Source organism: Deinococcus rubellus (assembly GCF_025244745.1).
In the GTDB taxonomy this organism is placed as follows: domain Bacteria; phylum Deinococcota; class Deinococci; order Deinococcales; family Deinococcaceae; genus Deinococcus; species Deinococcus rubellus.
On sequence record NZ_CP104213.1, the window covers coordinates 1,206,286 to 1,225,525 of the forward strand.

Below are 19,240 nucleotides of genomic sequence, written 5' to 3' on the forward strand. Positions count from 1 at the left end.
AACCCGCTGCCTTTCTTCTCAGCGCGGTCTGCCGAAGTCCTGTACCCAGTACACGCCGTAACTGCCGCCCGCCGCGTAGCCCAGGCCCATCTGGGTAAAGCGCGCACCCATGATGTTGGTACAGTGGTCCGGCGAGCTGAGCCATCCGGCCACCACCGCTTCTGGGGTGGGCTGCCCGGCGGCGATATTCTCGCCTATGGCACTCCAACTGTACCCGGCGGCGCTGATGCGCTGATCGAAGGTGCGCCCGTCCTGGCTGGTGTGGCTGAAATAGTTCAGGTTGGCCATGTCGCTGGCGTGCCTCGCGAGGCTGCTGTGAGCTGCAGGCTGAGGCCCAGCGCAGGCACGGCGGGCGCGCTGACACTACCGCAGGTGCGCGCAACAGCGCGGGCGGCGTTGGTGAGGTCCAGTACCCGCTGGGCGTAGGTGCTGGTGGTCGGCGTCGGGGCCGGGGTGCTGGCTGCCGTCACCGTCACCGGAAAGTCGAGGAAGGCGGATGGGGACGCCGCGACGGCAGCGCGCACGGTGGCGCTGCCCGGACGGACGGCCTTGATGGTGCCGCCCTGGGTCACGCTGACCACGCCTGCGTTGCTGGTCGTCCAGGTGAGCTGGCCGGGGCCAGCCGGTTGTCCGCCGACGAAGACGTTAAAGGTTTTGCTCTGGCCCACCACCAGGGTGCTGCTGGTCGCCAGGCTGAGGACGCCGACCCTGGTCGGGCCGCTGGTCAATAGAGGCGCGGCCCCCTGACTGCCCTGGAGCTGGGCATGCGGTGTGGGCAGGGTGCTGCAGGCGGCCAAGCTGAACGCCAGCGTCAGTAGGGCGACGTAGCGCTGAACAGAGGCATTTGACATGTGGGTATTTTAGCAAATCTTCATGTGGAGATGAGTGTTTGAGATGGGATCAACTCTCACTTTTCGAGGAGACCTTCTCAGTCGCCAGAAAACAGCTTTTTGTGAATCAATTCTCCACACGTAAATCTAATCTTTTATTTATCTGACTTGACACCGTGGTTTTAGCCCTCTTCCAACTGGAAAGCGTGCGGCAGGAAGTCGGCCACCATATGGCTCAGTATCTGGCCCTGTGTGTTGATGCAGTACACCTGGGCGGCAGGACTGAATTCGAACAGCACCTGGCGGCAGGCCCCGCAGGGTGTGGCGGGCGTGGGGGCGTCGGCGTAGACCACCAGCTCAGTAAATTGACGCTCACCCGCGCTGGCCATCGCCTGAATGGCCGACTGCTCGGCGCAGCGGCCCAGGCCGTAGCTGGCGTTTTCTACGTTGGCCCCGGCAAACACCTGGCCGCCGGGTGTCCGTAGCGCTGCCCCCACCTTGAAGTGACTGTAGGGCGCGTAGGCCCGCTCAAAGGCAGCCTTGGCGGTGGCCAGCAGTTCAGGATCAGGATGCGGATTTGCTGGCGTCTTTGTGTGTGGGGTCATGACTCTCCTCGGGGGGGGTGGGTTCGGCGCGGCTGACCCGCACTTTCGAGACGCGGCGTTCGTCGGCTTCCTCGACGGTGAAGAGCCAGCCCTGATGAACGAATTCGGCTCCCGGCTCGGGAATGTCGCCGAAGTGGTTGGTGACGAAGCCCGCCAGCGTCTCGAACTCGCCCTCCTCGTCTTCGAGGGCGTCGCCGAGGTAGATTTCGGCCGCGTCTACCGTCAGAGAAGCGTCCATCAGATAGATATTCTCGGCGAGTTGCTGCACCAGCGGTTCCTCTTCCTCGTCGGTCTCGTCGTAGATTTCTCCCACGATCTCTTCCAGGGCGTCTTCCAGCGTGACCAGCCCGGAAGTGCCGCCGAACTCGTCTACCACGATGGCCAGGTGCGATTTTTTCTGGCGCATCTTGGTGAGCAGGTCCTTGATGCTCATGCTCTCGGGCACGTAGAAGGTGGGGCGCATCAGTTCGGCCACCGTCATCTGATCGAGGTCTTCGAGGTGCTGCAACACGTCGTTGGTATGCGCCACGCCCACGATGTTGTCGGGGTTGTCCTGGTAGACCGGCACCCGCGAGTAGCCGTGCTCAGTGTTGAGTTCGAGTAAACGCCGGATGGGGGCCGCGCCGTCGGCCACGATCATCTCGCCGCGCGGGGTCAGCACACTGCGAACCGCCGTATCCGACAGATCGAACACGTTGTAGACCAGTTCGCGCTCGTCGTCTTCCAGCACCCCTTCCTGCGAGCTGGCCGAGACGATCATGCGGATCTCCTCTTCCGAATAGCTGGTGTGGTGCCCGGCCACCGGCTGAAAGCCGAAGGTCCGCAGCACCACGCGCCCGAAAGCGTTGAGCACGAAAATAACTGGCCTGAAGACGATGGTAAAGGCCACCAGCGGCGGCGCGAACATCATCGCCACCCGTTCGCTGCGCTGCAAGGCCGCCGACTTGGGAAACAGTTCGCCGAAGACGATGTGCAGGGTGGTCGAGAGCACGAAGGCCAGCCCGAACGAGAACGGCGTGAGCCACCTCTCCGGCACGCCCAGCGCCGTGAAGAGCGGTTGCGAGAGGTGCACAGTGGCTGGTACGGCGATAAAGCCGATGAGGAGGCTCATCATGCTGACGCCGAGCTGCACCGCTGCGATGTACTGTTCGAGGTGTGCCAGCACCTGCTGCACGGTGCGCGCTGCTGACGAGCCGTCCTCGGCCAGCTGGTCGATGCGGGTGCGCCGCACGCTGACCAGCGCATACTCGGCGGCCACAAAAAATCCGTTGAGCAGCACCAGAAGCACCAGGGCACCGACTCCAATCCAATCATTCATCTGTGCGGCGCTCCCAGCGCCTGAGCCACCACGGGCACAAAGACTCCGGGCGTGGTGGCTGTATTTTCCTGCTGAACAAGAATGCTCCGGCTGGATCGGCGGCCACTCGGGTGACCACAACCGGGAAATTCGTCCATCGAACGATCAGCATAGCATGGGGGTGCCAGGGCCTGTCAGGGCTGAGATGACAGGGCGGGACGAATCAGCGCGGCCAGTGGCGGCAGTAGCACGGCCAGGCCCACCAGCACGCTGACGATGCTGGCGACCAGTACCGCGCCTGCCGCCGCGTCCTTGGCGATTTTGGCCTGTGGGTGCCATTCGGGGCTGATCAGGTCGGTGAGCGCCTCGGCGGCGGTGTTGACGAGTTCCAGGCCCAGCACCAGCCCGCAGCACAGCAGCACCGGGGCGGGGGAGACCCGCAGTGCCAGGCACAGTCCGCTGGCGACGACCCCCAGCCACACCTCGATTCTGAAATTCGGCTGGGTGCTCCAGGTGCGGCGCAGTCCGGCCCAGGCAAAGCCCGCCGAGCGCCACCAACGCCGCCAGCTCAGCGCCGAGGCGGAAGGCGCAGGCGCGGGCTTCACGGGGTCTGGTTGGCCTTCAGGGCCGTCTGGGCTGCTCGCCAGGCGTCGTGGAAGATTTGCCACTCGGCTCCCTGCGCGCCCTCCTCGAAGCCCAGGCCGTCGGCGTGCGGGTGGTCATGGCCGACCAGGTGGGTCAGGCCATGACTGGCCAGCAGCGCCACCTCGCGCGTGAGGCTGTGGCCGCGCGCGTCGGCCTGGTGCTGGGCGGTGTCCAGGCTAATGATGATGTCGCCCAGGTGCGGCGGTACGAAGGGATCACCCGGTTCGTAGGTCGGGAAACTCAGCACGTCGGTGGCGGCGTTCTCGCCCCAGTGCTCCAGTTTCAGTGCCCGAATAGCCCGGTCCGAGACCAGCACCACCGTCACTTCCTTGTCTTCCACCCCAAAATGCCGCAGGGTCGCCGTCAGCGCGGCCCGCAGCTCGCTTCGCAGGCCCGCAGGCGGCTTTTTCTGGATCACCAGGTCAATCACGGCGCTCAGTCTAGGGCACCTTGCAGGCTAGGGATTCCGGGGCGGGCGCAGCGCGGTCTGTTTCTTGAGCTGGGCGGCTGTCCTCTTACTGAACAGCATCCTCACCTTGAACGGCTGGGCAGCCTCACGGCCAGTCATGGCCTTGCCGTTCAGCGTGAAAGTAAAGCTGCTGGTGCCGGGCTGGATGCTGCTCCACAGCACTGTCCAGGCGTTGAGTGCTGGATTGATCTGGCCGCCCCGAACCGGCAAGACGTCAAATGGTCCGACGAAACGGGTCGTGAGTGTGGAACTGGTCTTCCCGGTGGTGCTGCTGTAAGCAGTGACCAGCGTATCGCTGTATTTCGCCGCCGAGACGTCGAACTTGATAATCACCTGTTTGAGTTTGGCGGGCAGACCGGTGAGAGACAGTGCCGCGTTGCCCCGCGACATCACCAGGGTTCTGGCTCCAGTTGGCACCCGGACGGTGTATGTCCCTTGGCGGATCACCGGATTGGCAGCGGCGGTCTGGGCCAGGGCGCTGCCTGCCACACAGGCGAGTAAGCCGCCCAGCAACGTTCGTGACCGTATCGTTCGTAATGGGAGCGCTCGTTGAGGCCAGGAAGCGGGGGCGTTCATGTTCCCACCCGAGCCGCCTGACAGACCGCTCACCGCAGGTAGGGGGCGAAGGGAGCCAGGGCGCTCGGGCTGGCCTCGGTCTGGGCCTGGCCGGTGACCAGGTTGAGCAGCACGCTCTCGCCGCTGACCGCCTGCCCGAGTGTCGTGACTTTTACCCCCCCCGCAGCAGGATGGCCGCCTTGGTGGGCAGGGCCACCATCTGCGCGGCGCTGGCCGCCGGGGTGGCCGCACTGACATTGCCCACCGCTGTCACCGCGCCGCTGCGGGTGTCCACGTAAATAGTCTGGGCGCTGAGGTTTTTCACCCGGTTGTCGGAGTAGCTGAGCGTGCCGGTGGCCGTGACCAGCGAGGCTTTCTGGTTGTAGGTGATCTGCTGGGCGCGCAGGGTGCCGCCCTGGCGGGTGGTCAGCACGGCGCTTGTGGCGCTCAGGCTCTCGCCGGTCTTGATGCTGATGAAGTTGGCCACCACCTTGATCCCGGCCTTGTTGTCGCGTATCGTGCCGCCCTGCGGCAGGTCGGTGATGCCGGTGGCGAGATTGAGGTTCTGAGCGCCGCGCGGCGTGATTTGCAGTCCGAAGGCCGAACTGCTCTGGGCCAGGCTGGGCGCGGTCAGGGCAGGAATCAGGGCAAGGGCTGATACGAGAAGGGCGCGTTTCATGTCCGCAACCTTAAAGCCTGCGGCTGACGGGGGGTTGATCTGACCGGTCCCCTTTCGGCCCGCTTGTTGGCGGTCCGGGCTTCTGAGGCCGTGCCCGTCGCGAGTTTTAGCTTCACTTTTCATGAGAAGGCGCTAAAGTGGCCCTTCTTGTGAAGCGCTTGTTTCTGATTCTTGTCCTGATCCTCAGCGGCGCGCTGCTCTCGTCGCCCGTCGCAGCGGCCCCCCGGATCGGCAGTCACCTGGGCTACACCCGCCTGGTGTTCGATCTGCCTGGCGTCATCACCGCCAGCGGCCAGCTTGCCGCCCAGACCTACACGGTGCAACTGGGCGGCGTCCTGAAGAGCGAATCCGGCCCTTTGGACGTGCCCGGCCTGAGCCGCTACCAGATCAGCGGCAGCCGCCTGACCCTGACGCTGAGCGGCCCAACCCTGGGCGGCGCAGGTCAGCCGACGGTGCAGGTGCTGCCTGCCAGCGGCGTGCAACCGGCCCGGCTGGTGGTGGACGTGCCGCTCAGTGGCGCGGGTTCCGTTCTGGCAACCAAAAGTCTGGCGGCCAAAAATCCGCTGCCCAAGAAAATCTCGGTGCCCGTCACGCCACTCAGCCGCCCCGCCAGGGGCAATTCGCCCGTGACGGTGGTCATCGATCCGGGACACGGCGGGGTGTTCCCTGGCATGTCCAGTCGCTGGATCACTGAGAAGGACGTGACCCTGGATGTGGCGCTGCGGGTGCGGGCCAGATTGCAGGCGCGCGGCATCAAGGTCATCATGACGCGCACGGGCGACACCCAGATCAGCACCGACCTCACCCAGGACCTCGATGCCCGCTCACGGCTGGCCAACAACGGCAAGGTGGGGGCCTTTATCAGCATTCACGTCAACTCAGGGCCAGACAGCGCCCAGGGCATCGAAACCTACTACTTCGGCGCGCCGCTCTCGGGCAGCAGCCGCAGCACGGCGGTGTTCGAGAACGGTGGCGGCAGTCTCGGCCAGGAGCTGACCAAGCGGGCCAGCACCACCGCCCAGAACCTGCTGGGCGATCTGGTGGCGCAGGCCAAGCTGGCCTTTTCGCGCGATCTGGCCATCAGAGTGCAGCAGAGCCTGATCAGCGTCACCAGCGCCACCAACCGGGGGGTCAAGTCCGACGCCTTTTACGTCATCAAGAACCCCACCACCCCGGCCATCCTGACCGAGATCGGTTTTGGAAGTAGCCCCACCGAAGGTCCCAAGCTGGCCCTTCCCGCCTACCGCGACCGCATCGCCGGAGCGATTGCCGACGCGATTGCGGCGTACCTGCACACGCCGTAGCGGCTCTGGGTGCACCCCTGCCTACCCAAATCAACCGGACTGGGCGCGCTGATCAGCCCCCAGCCCGGTCAGCCAAGGAAGCTCAGCCCAGCGCTTCGGTAAATGTTTCGCCCAGCGCCCTCATGCCCCGTTCGATTTGCTCGGGCGTGGCGTTGGAGTAGCTCAGGCGCAGGGTGTTCTCGCCGCCGCCCAGCGCGTAGAAGGGGCTGCCCGGCACGTAGGCGACCTTGCGCTCCACCGCCTTACTCAGCAGCGCCGTCGTGTTGACGCCTTCCGGCAAGGTGACCCACAGAAACATCCCGCCCTGCGGCACGGTGTGCTGCGCGCCCTCGGGGAAGTGCTGACCGATCTGGGCGAGCATCTGCTGGGCACGCTCGCCGTAGGCCTTCTTGACGATCTCGATCTGACGCGGCAGGGTGTCGTCGAGCAGTTCGGCGATCATCATCTGGTTGAGGGTGGGCGTGTGAAGGTCCGCGCCCTGCTTGGCCTGAATCAGCTTCTGGATGATCGGCATGGCCGCCTGCACCCAGGCGTCGCGCAGCCCCGGAGCCAGGGTTTTGGAAAAGCTCGACGAATAAATAACGTTGACCTGATCGGGGTCGCCGCCTGCCCGCTCCAGTGCGATCTGGTAGAGGCTGGGCAGTTCACTGCCAGTGAAGCGCAGTTTGCCGTAGGGATCGTCCTCGATGACCATCACACCGTAGCGGTCGGTCAGCTCAACCAGACGCTTGCGGCGCTCCAAACTGAGGGTGCGCCCGGTGGGATTCTGGAAGTTCGGCACGGCGTAGAGCAGCTTGGCCGGGGTGGTTTTCAGCAGAGTTTCGAGCGCGTCCACGTCGATGCCCTGCTCGTCGGTGGGCATCTCCACATAGTGCGGCAGGTACGGCTGGAAACTCTGCAAGGCCCCCAGATAGGTGGGGCTTTCGACCAGCACCACGTCGCCTTCCGAGATCAGCACCTTGCCGAGCAGATCGAGACCCTGCTGGCTGCCGGTCATGATCTGTACATTCTGGGGCGGAATATTGCTCTGACGGCCAATCCATTCGCGCAGCGGCAGGTGGCCCTCGGTGGTGGAGTATTGCAGCGCGGCGGGACCGTACTTCTCCATCACGGTGGTGAAGGCCTGCTTCATGGCGTCCAGCGGAAACAGTTCCGGAGCCGGGAGGCCGCCCGCAAACGAGATCACGTCCGGCTCTTGGGTGATCTTCAGGATCTCGCGGATGGCGCTGGCGGTCATGATCTGGGCGCGGCTGCTCAGGCGCGAATTCCAGTAGGCCGCATTCCAGGTGGTCGTGCTGGGCATGTCGGTGATCGTCATGCTGCATGCTACTCCCCGGCCCCCTGAGAAGGCCAAGCGGCCCCCCACCCCGGTCATCCGGGTATTTCGGAATGTGGCTGGAATTGCCCCACCTATGTCAATTCCAGGGTCGCCGCGCCGCGCTTGCTATGGTGTTGGGCGCAAGGCTTCAAGCCCCATTCATTCAGGAGGAACAACTATGCTCGTCACCGGCTCAGACATTCTGGTTCCCGCCCGCGCTGGCAAATACGGCGTCGGCGCGTTCAACACCAACAATATGGAAATCACCCAGGCGATCATTCACACCGCCGAGAAACTCCGCTCGCCGGTCATCGTGCAGATGAGCGAGGGGGCCATCAAGTACGGCGGGCAGGACCTGGCGAACATCGTCAAGGACATCGCCGCCCGCGCCACTGTGCCGGTCGCCCTGCATCTCGATCACGGTTCCTCGTATGCCAGCGCCCTCAACGCCATCCGGATGGGCTTTACCTCGGTGATGATCGACGCCTCGCACCACACCTTTGACGACAATGTGGCCGAGACCCGCCGCGTCGTCGAGGCCGCGCACGCCATGGGCATCAGTGTGGAGTCGGAACTGGGCCGTCTGGGCGGCATCGAAGAGAACATCATCGTGGACGAGAAGGACGCCTTCCTGACCGATCCCGAGGAGGCGGTGCGCTTCATCGAGCAGACCGGTACCGATTACCTGGCGATTGCCATCGGCACCTCGCACGGCGCGTACAAGGGCAAGGGCCGCCCCTACATCGATCAGGCCCGCATCGCCAGAATCGGTGAGATGACCTCCATTCCGCTGGTGGCGCACGGATCGAGCGGCGTGCCCGCCGACATCGTGCAGCGCTTCCGCGATTCGGGCGGCGAGATTGGCGAGGCAGCGGGAATCGACGACGATGATCTGCGCCAGGCCTGCCAGCACGGCATCGCCAAGGTCAACGTGGATACCGATCTGCGGCTGGCCAGCACGGTGGGCATCCGCGAGGTGCTGCACGCCAATCCCAAAGAGTTCGATCCCCGCAAGATCTTCGGCCCGGCCCGCGACGTGATGTCCCAGGTCATCGAGCACAAGATGCGGGTGCTGGGGAGCGTCGGGAAAGCTTAAACGCCGCATCCGTCACACCTAGAGGCTGGTTGAGAGGGAATCGAAGTTTGACGGGATGATTTTGTCGCTGGCAAACTGGACGGATGGATCGCCGTGCGTACCCAAGTGATGTAGATGACGAGACGTACCACTTTTTATTGCCGTACCTGGCCTTAACCCCTGAGGATGCCCCGCAGCGGAAATTTCCGCTGCGAGAGGTCTTGAATGCGTTGTTGTGGATGAGTCGAACGGGGGCGCAATGGGCATTTCTGCCGCACGATCTTCCACCAGCAGAAGTGGTCCGCAGTCAGGCGAAGCGGTGGTTCGAAGCGGGGTGCTTTGAGAACGCCGTACACGACTGACGGATGCTCAGTCGCGTTCAACAGCAACGTGCCGGCGAGCCGACGGCGATCATCATCGACAGCCGCACGTTGCAAAGCACCCCGGAAAGTGGTCACCGTGCCGGGTTCGATGGAGCGAAGAAGCGCAAGGGTACCAAGGTCCATCTGGCGGTGGATACGCTGGGTCACCTGTTGACCTTGACCACGTCGCCGGCCAACGAACAGGATCGCGCGCAGGTAGAGGCGCTGTGTCACAGCGCCCAGGAGCTCACAGGTGGGATGCTGGAGGTCGTATTTGCCGATCAGGGCTACACCGGAGAACAAGCGCAGAATGCGGCGCGCAAAAGCAATATTGAGTTGATCGTCGTGAAGCGTCCGGACGCTTCACGGGGATTTGTCTTGCTGCCGAAACGATGGGTGGTGGAACGTTCGCTGGCGTGGTTGTCGCGCTTTCGTCGATTGGGGCGTGATCTGGAACGGCTGTCCTCGACCTTGATCGGCTTCCACTTCGTCGCCGCCTGCGTTCTGTTACTGACTAAACTCAGGCCCATCCTTGGATAGGCTGTCCACCAGCCTCTAGATTAGAAGGCCGTCTCCGAGATGGGGGCGGTTTTTTTAGATCGTGGATGCCGTTTGTCAATACTGCATTATGCCTAGGGCCGCTGCCCACCCGCGTGTTAGCTTGACGTGAAAAGAGTCGGGCCAAGTCGGGCAGCAGGGGCGAATAAGAATGAGCACGGGAATAGTGACAACGCGCGCTTTTCAGAGTGGAGCCGCCATTGCGACGGCAGTGACGCTGGGCCATCTGATCAATGACGCCTACGGTGCGATGCTGACTCCCTTGGGACCGGCGCTGCAAAGCAAATTCGGAGTCAGCATTGCGGCCATCACACTGCTCTCCAGCATCTTCGCGCTGACCAGCAGCGTATTGCAGCCGCTGCTGGGCGTCATTGGCGAGCGCCTGGGCAGCCGACTGATGGCCGCCTTCGGACCGGTCTTCACCGGGCTGGGCCTGACCCTGATTGGGTTCGTGCCCTGGTTCGGGGCGTTGATGCTGCTGGTGGCAGTGGCGGGGCTGGGCAGCGGATTTTTTCACCCGTCGGGCGCGGCCTACGTGGCGCGTTCCAGTCCGACCAGCCAGCGTGGGTTGTGGGCCAGCCTATTCAGCGCGGGCGGCACGGCGGGTATGGCGCTGGGACCGGTGTTTGCCAGCGCGGGCCTGCAACACCTCCACTGGTTCGGCCTGATCGGTCTGGTCATCGGTGTCATCAGTTATCTCATCACGCCTGACTACCACCCGGCGGCCAAGCGCCTGACCCTCAAGGCTTATCTGGGTATCTTCAGAGGTCCGATGGTGACGCTGTGGAGCATGGCGGTGCTGCGGAGCCTGGCCAGTATCGGCTATAACACCATGCTGCCGTTCATTCTGGTGGAGCGCGGCTACGGCCTGAGGGAAGTGGCCATCACGCTGGCAGTATTCGCGGTGGCCTCGGCGCTGGGCGGCATCGTGGGTGGGCGCATCTCAGACAAGATCGGGCGGGTGCCGGTGCTGCGGAGTGCCATCCTCGCCACCCTGCCGCTGTTCGCCGCCCTGATCTACTCCAACCCCGGCCAGTGGTGGTTTTATCCGCTGACCTTTCTGGTGGGCGCGGCGGTCAATTCCAGCGTTCCGGTGGGCGTCGTCACCGCCCAGGAATACGCGCCGGGGCACATCGCGGTGGCCAGCAGCATCATGATGGGGTTCTCGTGGGGATTTGCTGGAATGCTGATCTTCCTGGTGGGCTTCCTGGCCGACGCGACCTCGCCCAGCATCGCTGCCCTGTGCGCCGTGCTGCTGCTGCTGCCCAGTGTGTACCTGGCTTACCGCCTGCCGGAGCCGCAAAAGCAGCAATTCGGGTGAGTGGCCTGGCTCTTTGCAGTGAGGGCAGATCGGCGGACTGACTGAAACGACAACCACTTCACTCATTCATCCCCTCCCCAACCCTCGCCTCTCCCGCGACCTGTTCCCATAAAGAGAGTGGGGAAGAAAAACCTGAAACCAATTTCGCATTCTAGCCTGGCTAGCCGGGCAAGTCTTCGGCACAGCGACACTCCATGACCGCACGACAGTCTGGAGTGTTGGTGTAAGCGGTTACTGGGAACGCTGGAAGCTTCATCCCGAGCGGACTGGTACAGCTCCACAGGAGAGCGACCTGTTCCCACTCCCCACCGGGGAGGGAGCGGACGCCCTTGAGGACGCCTGCCCGGTGGGGGGAGGAGTGAACGCAAGTGCCATAAGCTGAAGCCTCCCACAATCTGTCGCCCAGTACATTACATTGGCCCATGCCCGATTCTTCCCCCGAAACGGCCCTGCGCCAACGCCTCGTGCGCGTCGCCCTCAGGCAGGAACCCGCCGATCTGGTCATTCGCAACGCCCAGATCGTCAGCGTGACCACCCGCGAACTGCTGAGCGGCGACGTGGCCATCGCGGGCGGCTCCATCGCGGCGGTGGGGCCGGACTACTGGGCTGCCGAGGTGTTCGACGCGGACGGCAAGTATCTCTCGCCCGGTTTCATCGATGCGCACATTCACATTGAGTCGAGCCTGATGACTCCGGCCAGTTTCGCCCGTGCCGTGCGGCCACGCGGCACGACTGGGGTAATAGCCGAGCCGCACGAGATCGTGAACGTGCTGGGCGAGGCGGGCCTGCGCTGGATGCTGGAGGCTGGAGCCAGCAGCGGGGTGAGGATGTGGGCCTCGCAGCCGTCTTGTGTGCCCGCCAGCGTGTTCGAGCAGGGCGGCGTGCGGCTGGAGCCAGCCGACATCGGGCGCGGCCTGAAGGTGCCGGGGGTGCTGGGTCTGGCCGAGATGATGAACTATCCCGGCGTGCTGGGCCAGGACGCGGCAGTGTGGGCCACGCTGGAAGCGGCGCGCGGCAAGCGCATTGACGGCCACGCGGCGGGGCTGAGTGGCGATCGGCTGCAAGCCTACGCGGCGGCGGGCATCCACTCCGATCACGAGGCGACCACCCAGGCCGAGGCCCTTGATCGCCTGCGTGCCGGGCTGTGGCTGATGGTGCGTGAGGGATCGGCGGCACGCAATCTGGCCGCACTCACGCCGGTGCTGCGCTCCATGCCGCGCCGTGCCCTACTGGTCAGTGACGACATCGGGGCCGACTGGCTGCTGGAGCGCGGCCACCTCGATCATCAGCTCCGGCAACTGGTAGCCTTTGGCATCGATCCGCTCTACGCTCTGGGTCTGGTCACCTGCAACCCTGCCGAGTACTGGGGTCTGCACGATGTGGGTGTGATCGGCCCCGGCTTCCGCGCCGATCTGGTGCTGCTCAACGACCTCACGAATTTCGGGGTGGCCGAGTGCTGGCTCGGTGGGCAACCACTCTCGGCGCTCAGTTCGCCCGCGCTGACCCCGCCCCTGCCTGGCGGTGGGGTGAATGTAGTAGGCCTTGAGCAAGCTGACCTGAGTGTGCCGCCGCACTGGCCGGTCATCGGTGTGCGGTCCGACCAGATCGAGACCTACATAGCTGCACCCGGCAGCGGCGACACCAAGCTGGTCGTCGTGGACCGCTACGGGCGCGGGCTGATCAGTGCCGCCTGGACCCATGGCATCGGGCTGCAGTGCGGCGCGGTGGCGCTCAGTGTGCTGCACGACGCCCACCATCTGGTGATGGCCGGGGCCGCCGGACCAGAGGGGGACGCCGACATCCGGGCAGCGGGGCTGGCCGTCGAGCAGCTCGGGGGCGGTGTGGTGATTGTGGACAGAGGCGAGGTCATCGCCAGCCTACCGCTGCCCTACGGCGGCCTGATGAGCGATTTGCCGCCCGCAGAGGTGGCTGCACGGGTACAGGGCATCCAGACGGCCCTGCACGAGCGCGGCTGCCTGCTGCCCGAAGCGCTGACCACCCTCAGTTTCCTGGGCCTGAGTGTCATTCCCGACCTCAAATTGACGCCTGCCGGGCTGCTGGACGTGCGGGCCTGGGCACTGCTGAACGAGGAGGACGCTGGACTTTAGACTGTGGCCTCAGTTTGCTTGCCGGTGATGCGGTCAATCTCGCTGAGGTCCTCGGCGCTGAGCTGCCACGAGGCTGCGGCCACGTTCTGCTCGATCTGCTCCGGGCGGGTGGCCCCGGCGATCACGCTGCTGACCACGGGCTGCGCGGCCAGCCAGCTGAAGGCCAGTTCGAGCAGATTGTGCCCCTTTTGCTCGGCAAACGAGCGTAGCGCGGCCACCCTGTCCCAGTTCTGCGGCGTCATGTAGCGGTCCTGCGCGCCCTGCGACGAGGCGAAGCGGGTGCCCTCGGGAATCTGGCCCGGCTGGTACTTGCCGCTCAGGAGGCCGCTGGCCAGCGGGAAGTACGGCAGCAGGCCCATGTCCAGGTCGCTTAGCACCGGAATCAGCTCGGCCTCGATGTCCCGCACCAGCAGGCTGTACTCGTCCTGGGCGCAGATGAACGGTGTCTGCCCCTTCTCTCTTGTGAGGCGGGCGGCTTCCTGCACCTGCGCGGCGCTGAGGTTCGAGCAGCCCACTGCCCGCACCACGCCTTCCCTGACCAGCTCGTCGAGTGTGCCGAGTGTATCGGCCAGTGGCGTCTCGGAATCGGGGGTGTGGAGCTGATAGAGGTCGAGGTAGTCGGTGCCCAGGCGCTTGAGACTGGCGGCCAGCGCCCGGCGGATGTAGGCCGGGGCCGCGCCCTTGCCCGCTTCGCCCATGTCATGCCCGAACTTGCTGGCCAGGATGATGGCCCCACGCTCCTTACCCAGCGCCCTGCCGAGCATCTCCTCCGAGCCGCCCCGGTTACCGTAGACGTCGGCGGTGTCGAACAGCGTGATGCCCTGCGAGAGCGCGGCCCTCACCACCGTATTGGTGGCTGTCTGATCGAGCCGCGCGCCGAAGTTGTTGCAGCCCAGGCCCACTGCTGAGACTTTGGGGCCGTTCTTGCCGAGTGTGCGTTGTTCCATACCCCCATGCTGGGCTGCCCGGATGCGCCGGGCGTGAGCAGGATCTAAAAAGAGCAGGGTCTAAAAGGGGCGTGGCCTGTTGGCGCGGGTCAGCGGAGGTCCAGGTCAGCGAAGTAAGGGCCGTGAGGATCGGCCAGGCGGCGCAGTTCGGTGTAAGTCAGTGTGACCGCCTCGGCGCAGGCGGCGACCACATGCGGCAGGAAGGTGGGAACGAGCGTCAGCCCACTGGGGGTCAGCCAGCCGGTGAAGGCGGGGCCGTCGGCGGCGTTGGGTGCGCCAGTCTTGACAGCGTCCAGGCAATCGGCCCCCTGCGCTTTGGGGTACTTCGTGGTGTAGCGCTCGAATTGTTTCTGTGCGTTTAGCCCCGGCCATAGCGCTGCGAACTTGACCATCTGCCCGCTTTGCCGGTCCAGAATCAGGCCGGTATCGAAGTTGTCGGGGTGCGCTCCGCCGCAGTAGTAGTTGGCGCTCTCGTGCAGGCTCACGAGCCGGGGCGTCAGCCGGGTCACGGCGGCGTCAAGCGTGAAGCCGTCGCCCTGGTCGGACGGACTGTCGCCGATTTGCGCCTTGCAGTCGAGGGCGGCGGCGGCGGCCAGCAGTTGCCGGTCTTGCAGCGCGCCGCTCAGGGCCGCTGGCGCACCCGCCACGCGCGGATAGACGATGCCGGTCAGTGGCTCGCGGACAGCACCCATGGTTGCTCCGCCCGTCACTCTTGCCCAGGCGGTGTTGAGTTTGAGGAAGGTCAGCGGCTGCTCGGCGCGTAACTGGCGCAGGCCCGGCGTGTTGAGGAGCTTCAGCGGCAGCGCCTTCACCTTCAGTGGCGCGAGGCTCACGGCCAGGCGTCTGCCCTGTAAATTTTTGCCTTGCAGACTCTTCCATTCCCCCGTGAGGTGCTGCCCTGCGGCGTGGTTCAGGGTCAGGCAGCCGGTCGTTTGCAGCCCCTTCTCCGGTCCGGCCCAGACCTCCTCGGCCAGCACCAAGGCGCTGCCCCGGTGGCTGCCGCGCAGGGCCAGGTCAATCTGGCGTGAGGCGTAGAAGTAAGCGCCCACCGCGTCGTCGTCCGTGCCGGGGACTTTGAGTTGCAGGGTGACGCGCTGCTGGCCGAGCGTGCCGCTGTAGATTCCTGGTGCAAACCAGCCGGGCAGCCCTGCCTGACCGCCGCACAGGGGCGCTGGGGTGGGCGGGGCGGCTTGCACGGACGAACACAGGCCAGCGACAGCGGCCAGCCCGAATGTCCAGACGGCGGCCCGTTCGTTTACCAGTGTCATGCGGCCAGTTTAGCCTGCACTCCTCAGCCCGGATCGCCGCGCACCGTCATCTCGCCGCTTTCCAGCAATTCGGCCTCACCCTCGCCGAAGTCGCTGTGCTGCTCGGCCCAGTGGACCGCCGCTGCGATATCGTAGGTCACGGTCCGGAAGTCGGCGGTCCAGCGCCCGCTTCGGCGCTCCAGCAGGGTCCAGCGGGCGCGGGGATCGCCGTCCACCTGATCTGACACCGCCCCAGCGTTGATGACCAGCGTGTCGCCCACCCGCGTGCTGCCGGGGCGGTGGGTGTGGCCGCAGACCACCATGTCCGCCGCGAGCGGTTCCAGCATCCGGCGCAGCTCACGCGGATCGCGGCTGCGGTAGAAGCCGGTGTTCGGCCCGGTGATCTGCCAGACCCACAGCAGGCTTTCCCAGGCCGAGTCGGGCGTGCCGTGACAGGCCAGCACCCCTTCGACCTGCACCGTCAGCGGCAAATCGGCCAGGTGCGCCAGGGCTGCTGGGGCAAGCTGCGCCCCCAGCCACGCGCCGTACTTCCGGCTCAGCGGACTGCGCCGCCCGCCGGGCCACAGCTTCTCCTCGTTGTTGCCCCGCACCTCCACCGCGCCCAGTTCGGCTTGCAGGGCGTAGGCGCGTGCCGGATCGGCGGCCCCCTCCACCTGATCGCCCAGATTGAGAATGAGGTCGGGTGCGGTAGCACGTACATCTTGCAGAACCGATTCGAGAGCAAAGGCGTTGCCGTGAACGTCGCTGATCAGGGCCAGGCGCAGAGGTGTGGTGGGCGGGTGCGGGGGCGAGGCAGACACGCCGCTCAGCCTACCTTGCGGGGCCCGCTAGACTGCTGAAATGAGCATCCTTCCCGATTGGCGGATTCGTGAGCTGGCCCTGGGCGGCATGATTGAGCCGTTCGAGGACCGTCTGGTCCGCACTGCCGAGAACCAGCAGGTCATCAGCTACGGGCTGAGCAGCTTCGGTTACGATCTGCGCTGCGCCGACGAGTGGAAGATCTTCACCAACGTCAACAGCGCCGTTGTCGATCCCAAGCATTTCGACGAGCGCAGCTTTGTGGACGTGCAGGCCAACGAGATCCTTATTCCTCCCAACTCGTTCGCGCTGGCCCGCAGCCTCGAATACATGCGGATTCCTGACAATGTGATGGTGGTGGCACTGGGCAAATCGACGTATGCCAGGTGCGGACTCGTCGCCAACGTCACCCCGCTGGAACCCGGCTGGGAAGGCCACGTCACCCTCGAATTCTCCAACACCACCCCGCTTCCGGCCAAGATGTACGCCTTCGAGGGCTGCGTGCAACTCCTGTTTTTTGAGGGTGAGCGCCCCGAGGTGACCTACCGTGACCGGGCCGGAAAGTACCAGGGCCAGCGCGGCGTCACCTTGCCCAAGCTTTAATTTCTGAACGTACCTTGAGCAAAGCGCCAGCGACCCCTCGGTGTTGGCCCCCAGACTGATCGGTATGCCTGACAAAGACGACAAGAACAAGGGTCACACCAGCCTGCCCGACCAGTACGACCGCACCAAGACGGAAGTCGCCGAGATCGAGGACGGCCACAAGCCTTCTTTCAAGTCGGCCAACGACCGCGAAGCCGAAGCGCCCCGCAACAACGAGCACGAGGGTGTCAAGGCGAAAAAGGACCTGGAAGAGGCCCGCAGCGTCCCCGCATCCAAACAGGGCTGATTTCAACATTTCCATTCAGCGAAGCGCCTCTCAGGGGGCGCTTTTTGCTGGCTACTCGATGGGCGTGATGCTCAGCACCCCGCTGGCTGCCTCACCCTCGATGCTGACGACTTGTAGCAGGCACGGCAGATCATCGCGGCCCTGCTCACGGAAGAGGTAGGTCAGGGCCGCCCGCTGCATGAGTTCGAGCTTGCGCAATGTCACACTTTCCAGAGCGCTGCCGTATCTGGCGCTACGGCGCTGCCTCACCTCGCTGAACACGAACACCCCGCCCAGCCGGGTGACCAGATCGATCTCGCCGCCGGGAATGCGGTAGTTGCGGGCCAGCAGCGTGTGGCCCTGTTCCAGCAAGGCGGCCAGGGCGCGGTTCTCGGCGTCGGCTCCTTTCATGCCGCTCAGTCGTAGGTGGCCAGACAGACGAACACCCCCAGATTCCGAGCTGGGGGGTGTTCCGAACGACTCAAAAAGGCTCTGTCTCAGCGCTGGGGTGGCGTGCCGTCCTGGGAGCGCGAACCGCCGCGCCCACCCTGGCCGTCCATCCGCTGATTCATCTGACTGAGGTCGATGATGCGCGCTCCGCCCCGTGTGTCCTTGATCACAGCGAACCTGGCTCCCGCCGGGGCCTGGGCCGCGAGGGGGTTCTGGCGCTGGCCCACCGCCTGTGCCGGTCCAGGGGCCGCAGCCTGCCTGGGCGGCATCAGCTTGACGGTGCCGATCAGCTTGCCGCCCTCCAGCGGGTCGCCGCTGTAGTAGCTGACTTTCAGGTTCGCCATTCTGTTGGCCGGGCCACGCTGACCCATCTGGCCCTGGCCCTGTGCTGGGCCTTGCGAATTGTCGTGGGCTGAATCATGGTGAACCTCCGTTGGGGTGGGGAAAGCCGCTGGCCTTCCTTGACCACCAGCTTGGGGTTGACTGGCGAAGACGGGCCGCACGCGCCGTGGAGGTTTGGCGTAGGGTGGGGTGTGGTCCTTCACAACGTCAGCTGCAGATGCAGTTCGGTTAGCGGTATTCCAGCTTGCCGAAGCGCGTCAGGCTGCACCCCCCAGACGGTGAAGCCCAGCTTCCCGTAGAGGGTGCGGGCGGCAAGCTGGGTGTCGGTGACGCTCAGGCCCAGCACGTCCAGTCCCGGTAGCTGCCGCGCTTGCCGGATCAGTTCGCCGAGCAGGGATGCCGCCGCACCCTGCCCGCGCGCTCCTGGGGCCATGTACACGCCCATCACCTCGGCACGGTGACGCTGCTTGGGCCGCTCCGCTCTTGCCAGGGTGGCGATGCCGACGAGTTCTGCGCCCGCGAAAGCGCCCAGCGTGAAAGCCGTCTTGGAGGGGGTCAACTGCCCTGCGATGTCGGCCAGGGACCGGGCGGCAAATTCGTCTGCGCTGGTCAGATAAGCGGCGGGGTCTTCGGTGAGGGCGCGCAACCGCAGCGGGCGGTAGAGGGCGGCGTCTTCGGCTTGCAAGCAGCGAATCGTGGGCGACATTGGCCCAGTCTGCATCCTGCCGATGTAATGCTCCGTCAGCGATCGGGAGGTAAATCAGGCTTGTGTACACATTTCATGAGAAGGGCAGCAATGGTTTGGGGCTGGCCCATGCTCTCCGCAGCCGTTAAGGTGAGTCAAGTCCCGCTTTCTCAAGTCAGCTCTTTCTCTTTACAGGAGGTTACTTATCATGCAGAAAATCCTTGCTCTGGCCGTCCTCGGCGCTTCGCTCTCGGCCTGCACCCTGGTCGGCAACCCCACCACCAAAGATGTCAGCGGCAACCTGATCGGCTTCCCCAGTGGCACGAACCTGAGGCTGGCGGTGGTCGGCTACAGCAACGGCAACTACACCGCCGACGGCAGCGAATCGCAGATCATCGACCGCTACCTTACCAATGGTTTTATTCTCGATTTGCCTAAGACGCTCGGCTACGGCACTTACCGGGTGGTGGTGTTCAAGGACGCCAACAACAACAACCGCCTCGATACCGGCGATACGGTGGTAAGCCGCACCAATACCAAGCTGTTGGTTCATGCCCAGCGCGAGAACCAGTACTATTCCGGCATCAAGGCGGGCTGGAACGTCTACGACACCGGCAACGGCGGTTCTTCGAGCCTGGCCCTCAACAATTACGATCTGCAATACAACGGCAACTAAAGTCTCTTTAGCGTAGTGCCCCGGTGGAGTCATGGCCGGGGCTTTTGCTTTGGCCTGTGGTTGTGCCCGACAATGCCGCT

General features: G+C 64.8%; 22 protein-coding genes and 1 pseudogene. 8 read left to right on the forward strand and 15 right to left on the reverse strand.

What is annotated here, in order from left to right; translation table 11 throughout:
* Positions 1–18 precede the first annotated feature (18 nt).
* The 8 genes from N0D28_RS06320 to N0D28_RS06355 all read right to left on the reverse strand — a co-directional run bounded on the left by N0D28_RS06320 (position 19) and on the right by N0D28_RS06355 (position 5,080).
* Positions 19–288, reverse strand: coding sequence for a CAP domain-containing protein (locus N0D28_RS06320; RefSeq protein WP_260561522.1), 270 nt, complete (start codon positions 286–288; stop codon positions 19–21).
* Complete coding sequence (locus tag N0D28_RS06325; protein ID WP_260561523.1) at positions 276–851, reverse strand: Ig-like domain-containing protein; 576 nt, start codon at positions 849–851, stop codon at positions 276–278. Before N0D28_RS06325 ends, N0D28_RS06320 begins: the two co-directional genes overlap by 13 nt.
* Before the next feature lie 161 nt (positions 852–1,012).
* Positions 1,013–1,435, reverse strand: a complete 423-nt coding sequence (cdd, locus tag N0D28_RS06330; RefSeq protein WP_260561524.1) for a cytidine deaminase — start codon at positions 1,433–1,435, stop codon at positions 1,013–1,015.
* Positions 1,395–2,753 carry a hemolysin family protein gene (locus N0D28_RS06335; protein ID WP_260561525.1) on the reverse strand — a complete coding sequence of 453 codons (1,359 nt, stop codon included), beginning with the start codon at positions 2,751–2,753 and terminating at the stop codon, positions 1,395–1,397. The genes cdd and N0D28_RS06335 overlap by 41 nt, the downstream gene beginning before the upstream one ends.
* 173 nt (positions 2,754–2,926) lie before the next feature.
* Positions 2,927–3,337: a diacylglycerol kinase gene (locus N0D28_RS06340; RefSeq protein WP_260561526.1), complete on the reverse strand. Its 411-nt coding sequence runs from the start codon at positions 3,335–3,337 to the stop codon at positions 2,927–2,929.
* A complete protein-coding gene (gene ybeY / locus N0D28_RS06345) occupies positions 3,334–3,807 on the reverse strand; it encodes an rRNA maturation RNase YbeY (protein WP_260561527.1) in 474 nt (157 codons plus the stop codon). Before ybeY ends, N0D28_RS06340 begins: the two co-directional genes overlap by 4 nt.
* Before the next feature lie 27 nt (positions 3,808–3,834).
* Positions 3,835–4,335: a hypothetical protein gene (locus N0D28_RS06350; protein ID WP_260561528.1), complete on the reverse strand. Its 501-nt coding sequence runs from the start codon at positions 4,333–4,335 to the stop codon at positions 3,835–3,837.
* Positions 4,336–4,573: 238 nt separating this feature from the next.
* Positions 4,574–5,080, reverse strand: coding sequence for a hypothetical protein (locus tag N0D28_RS06355; protein ID WP_260561529.1), 507 nt, complete (start codon positions 5,078–5,080; stop codon positions 4,574–4,576).
* A gap of 149 nt (positions 5,081–5,229) precedes the next feature.
* Here N0D28_RS06355 and N0D28_RS06360 point away from each other — a divergent pair, with 149 nt between their 5' ends.
* The gene (locus tag N0D28_RS06360) at positions 5,230–6,384 is read left to right on the forward strand and encodes an N-acetylmuramoyl-L-alanine amidase family protein (RefSeq protein ID WP_260561530.1); all 1,155 of its coding nucleotides are present in this window, start codon (positions 5,230–5,232) and stop codon (positions 6,382–6,384) included.
* An 82-nt stretch (positions 6,385–6,466) separates the two neighbouring features.
* Here N0D28_RS06360 and N0D28_RS06365 read toward each other — a convergent pair whose 3' ends face one another.
* Positions 6,467–7,702 (reverse strand): aminotransferase-like domain-containing protein, encoded by a 1,236-nt coding sequence (locus N0D28_RS06365; RefSeq protein ID WP_260561531.1) that lies wholly within the window; start codon positions 7,700–7,702, stop codon positions 6,467–6,469.
* A gap of 178 nt (positions 7,703–7,880) precedes the next feature.
* Here N0D28_RS06365 and fba point away from each other — a divergent pair, with 178 nt between their 5' ends.
* The 4 genes and pseudogenes from fba to N0D28_RS06385 all read left to right on the forward strand — a co-directional run bounded on the left by fba (position 7,881) and on the right by N0D28_RS06385 (position 13,126).
* Positions 7,881–8,798 carry a class II fructose-1,6-bisphosphate aldolase gene (gene fba, locus N0D28_RS06370; RefSeq protein WP_260561532.1) on the forward strand — a complete coding sequence of 306 codons (918 nt, stop codon included), beginning with the start codon at positions 7,881–7,883 and terminating at the stop codon, positions 8,796–8,798.
* 83 nt (positions 8,799–8,881) lie between these two features.
* A pseudogene (locus N0D28_RS06375) lies at positions 8,882–9,679 on the forward strand (IS5 family transposase).
* A 169-nt stretch (positions 9,680–9,848) separates the two neighbouring features.
* Positions 9,849–11,018 carry an MFS transporter gene (locus N0D28_RS06380; RefSeq protein WP_260561533.1) on the forward strand — a complete coding sequence of 390 codons (1,170 nt, stop codon included), beginning with the start codon at positions 9,849–9,851 and terminating at the stop codon, positions 11,016–11,018.
* Between the two features lie 422 nt (positions 11,019–11,440).
* Positions 11,441–13,126 (forward strand): adenine deaminase, encoded by a 1,686-nt coding sequence (locus tag N0D28_RS06385; protein ID WP_260561534.1) that lies wholly within the window; start codon positions 11,441–11,443, stop codon positions 13,124–13,126.
* Here N0D28_RS06385 and N0D28_RS06390 read toward each other — a convergent pair.
* The 3 genes from N0D28_RS06390 to N0D28_RS06400 all read right to left on the reverse strand — a co-directional run bounded on the left by N0D28_RS06390 (position 13,123) and on the right by N0D28_RS06400 (position 16,105).
* A complete protein-coding gene (locus N0D28_RS06390; protein ID WP_260561535.1) occupies positions 13,123–14,073 on the reverse strand; it encodes an aldo/keto reductase in 951 nt (316 codons plus the stop codon). The two genes, N0D28_RS06385 and N0D28_RS06390, sit on opposite strands and share 4 nt — an antisense overlap.
* Positions 14,074–14,162: 89 nt before the next feature.
* Positions 14,163–15,341 carry a hypothetical protein gene (locus tag N0D28_RS06395; protein WP_260561536.1) on the reverse strand — a complete coding sequence of 393 codons (1,179 nt, stop codon included), beginning with the start codon at positions 15,339–15,341 and terminating at the stop codon, positions 14,163–14,165.
* Between the two features lie 23 nt (positions 15,342–15,364).
* On the reverse strand, positions 15,365–16,105 hold the full coding sequence (locus N0D28_RS06400; RefSeq protein WP_260561849.1) for a metallophosphoesterase family protein: 741 nt from the start codon (positions 16,103–16,105) through the stop codon (positions 15,365–15,367).
* Positions 16,106–16,181: 76 nt separating this feature from the next.
* Between N0D28_RS06400 and dcd the strand changes: the two genes are divergently transcribed.
* Both dcd and N0D28_RS06410 read left to right on the forward strand, forming a co-directional pair.
* Positions 16,182–16,742, forward strand: a complete 561-nt coding sequence (gene dcd, locus N0D28_RS06405) for a dCTP deaminase (protein ID WP_260561537.1) — start codon at positions 16,182–16,184, stop codon at positions 16,740–16,742.
* Positions 16,743–16,806: 64 nt separating this feature from the next.
* Positions 16,807–17,028 carry a hypothetical protein gene (locus N0D28_RS06410; protein WP_260561538.1) on the forward strand — a complete coding sequence of 74 codons (222 nt, stop codon included), beginning with the start codon at positions 16,807–16,809 and terminating at the stop codon, positions 17,026–17,028.
* Positions 17,029–17,079: 51 nt separating this feature from the next.
* Here N0D28_RS06410 and N0D28_RS06415 read toward each other — a convergent pair whose 3' ends face one another.
* From N0D28_RS06415 to N0D28_RS06425, 3 genes are all read right to left on the reverse strand, one after another.
* Entirely contained in the window at positions 17,080–17,418 is a 339-nt protein-coding gene (locus N0D28_RS06415; protein WP_260561539.1) for a YraN family protein, read from the reverse strand.
* Between the two features lie 86 nt (positions 17,419–17,504).
* Positions 17,505–17,801, reverse strand: a complete 297-nt coding sequence (locus N0D28_RS06420) for a hypothetical protein (protein ID WP_260561540.1) — start codon at positions 17,799–17,801, stop codon at positions 17,505–17,507.
* A gap of 197 nt (positions 17,802–17,998) precedes the next feature.
* A complete protein-coding gene (locus N0D28_RS06425) occupies positions 17,999–18,505 on the reverse strand; it encodes a GNAT family N-acetyltransferase (protein ID WP_260561541.1) in 507 nt (168 codons plus the stop codon).
* Between the two features lie 187 nt (positions 18,506–18,692).
* On the opposite strand from N0D28_RS06425, the gene N0D28_RS06430 reads away from it, so the two are divergent.
* The gene (locus tag N0D28_RS06430) at positions 18,693–19,160 is read left to right on the forward strand and encodes a hypothetical protein (RefSeq protein ID WP_260561542.1); all 468 of its coding nucleotides are present in this window, start codon (positions 18,693–18,695) and stop codon (positions 19,158–19,160) included.
* The last annotated feature ends 80 nt before the right edge of the window (positions 19,161–19,240 follow it).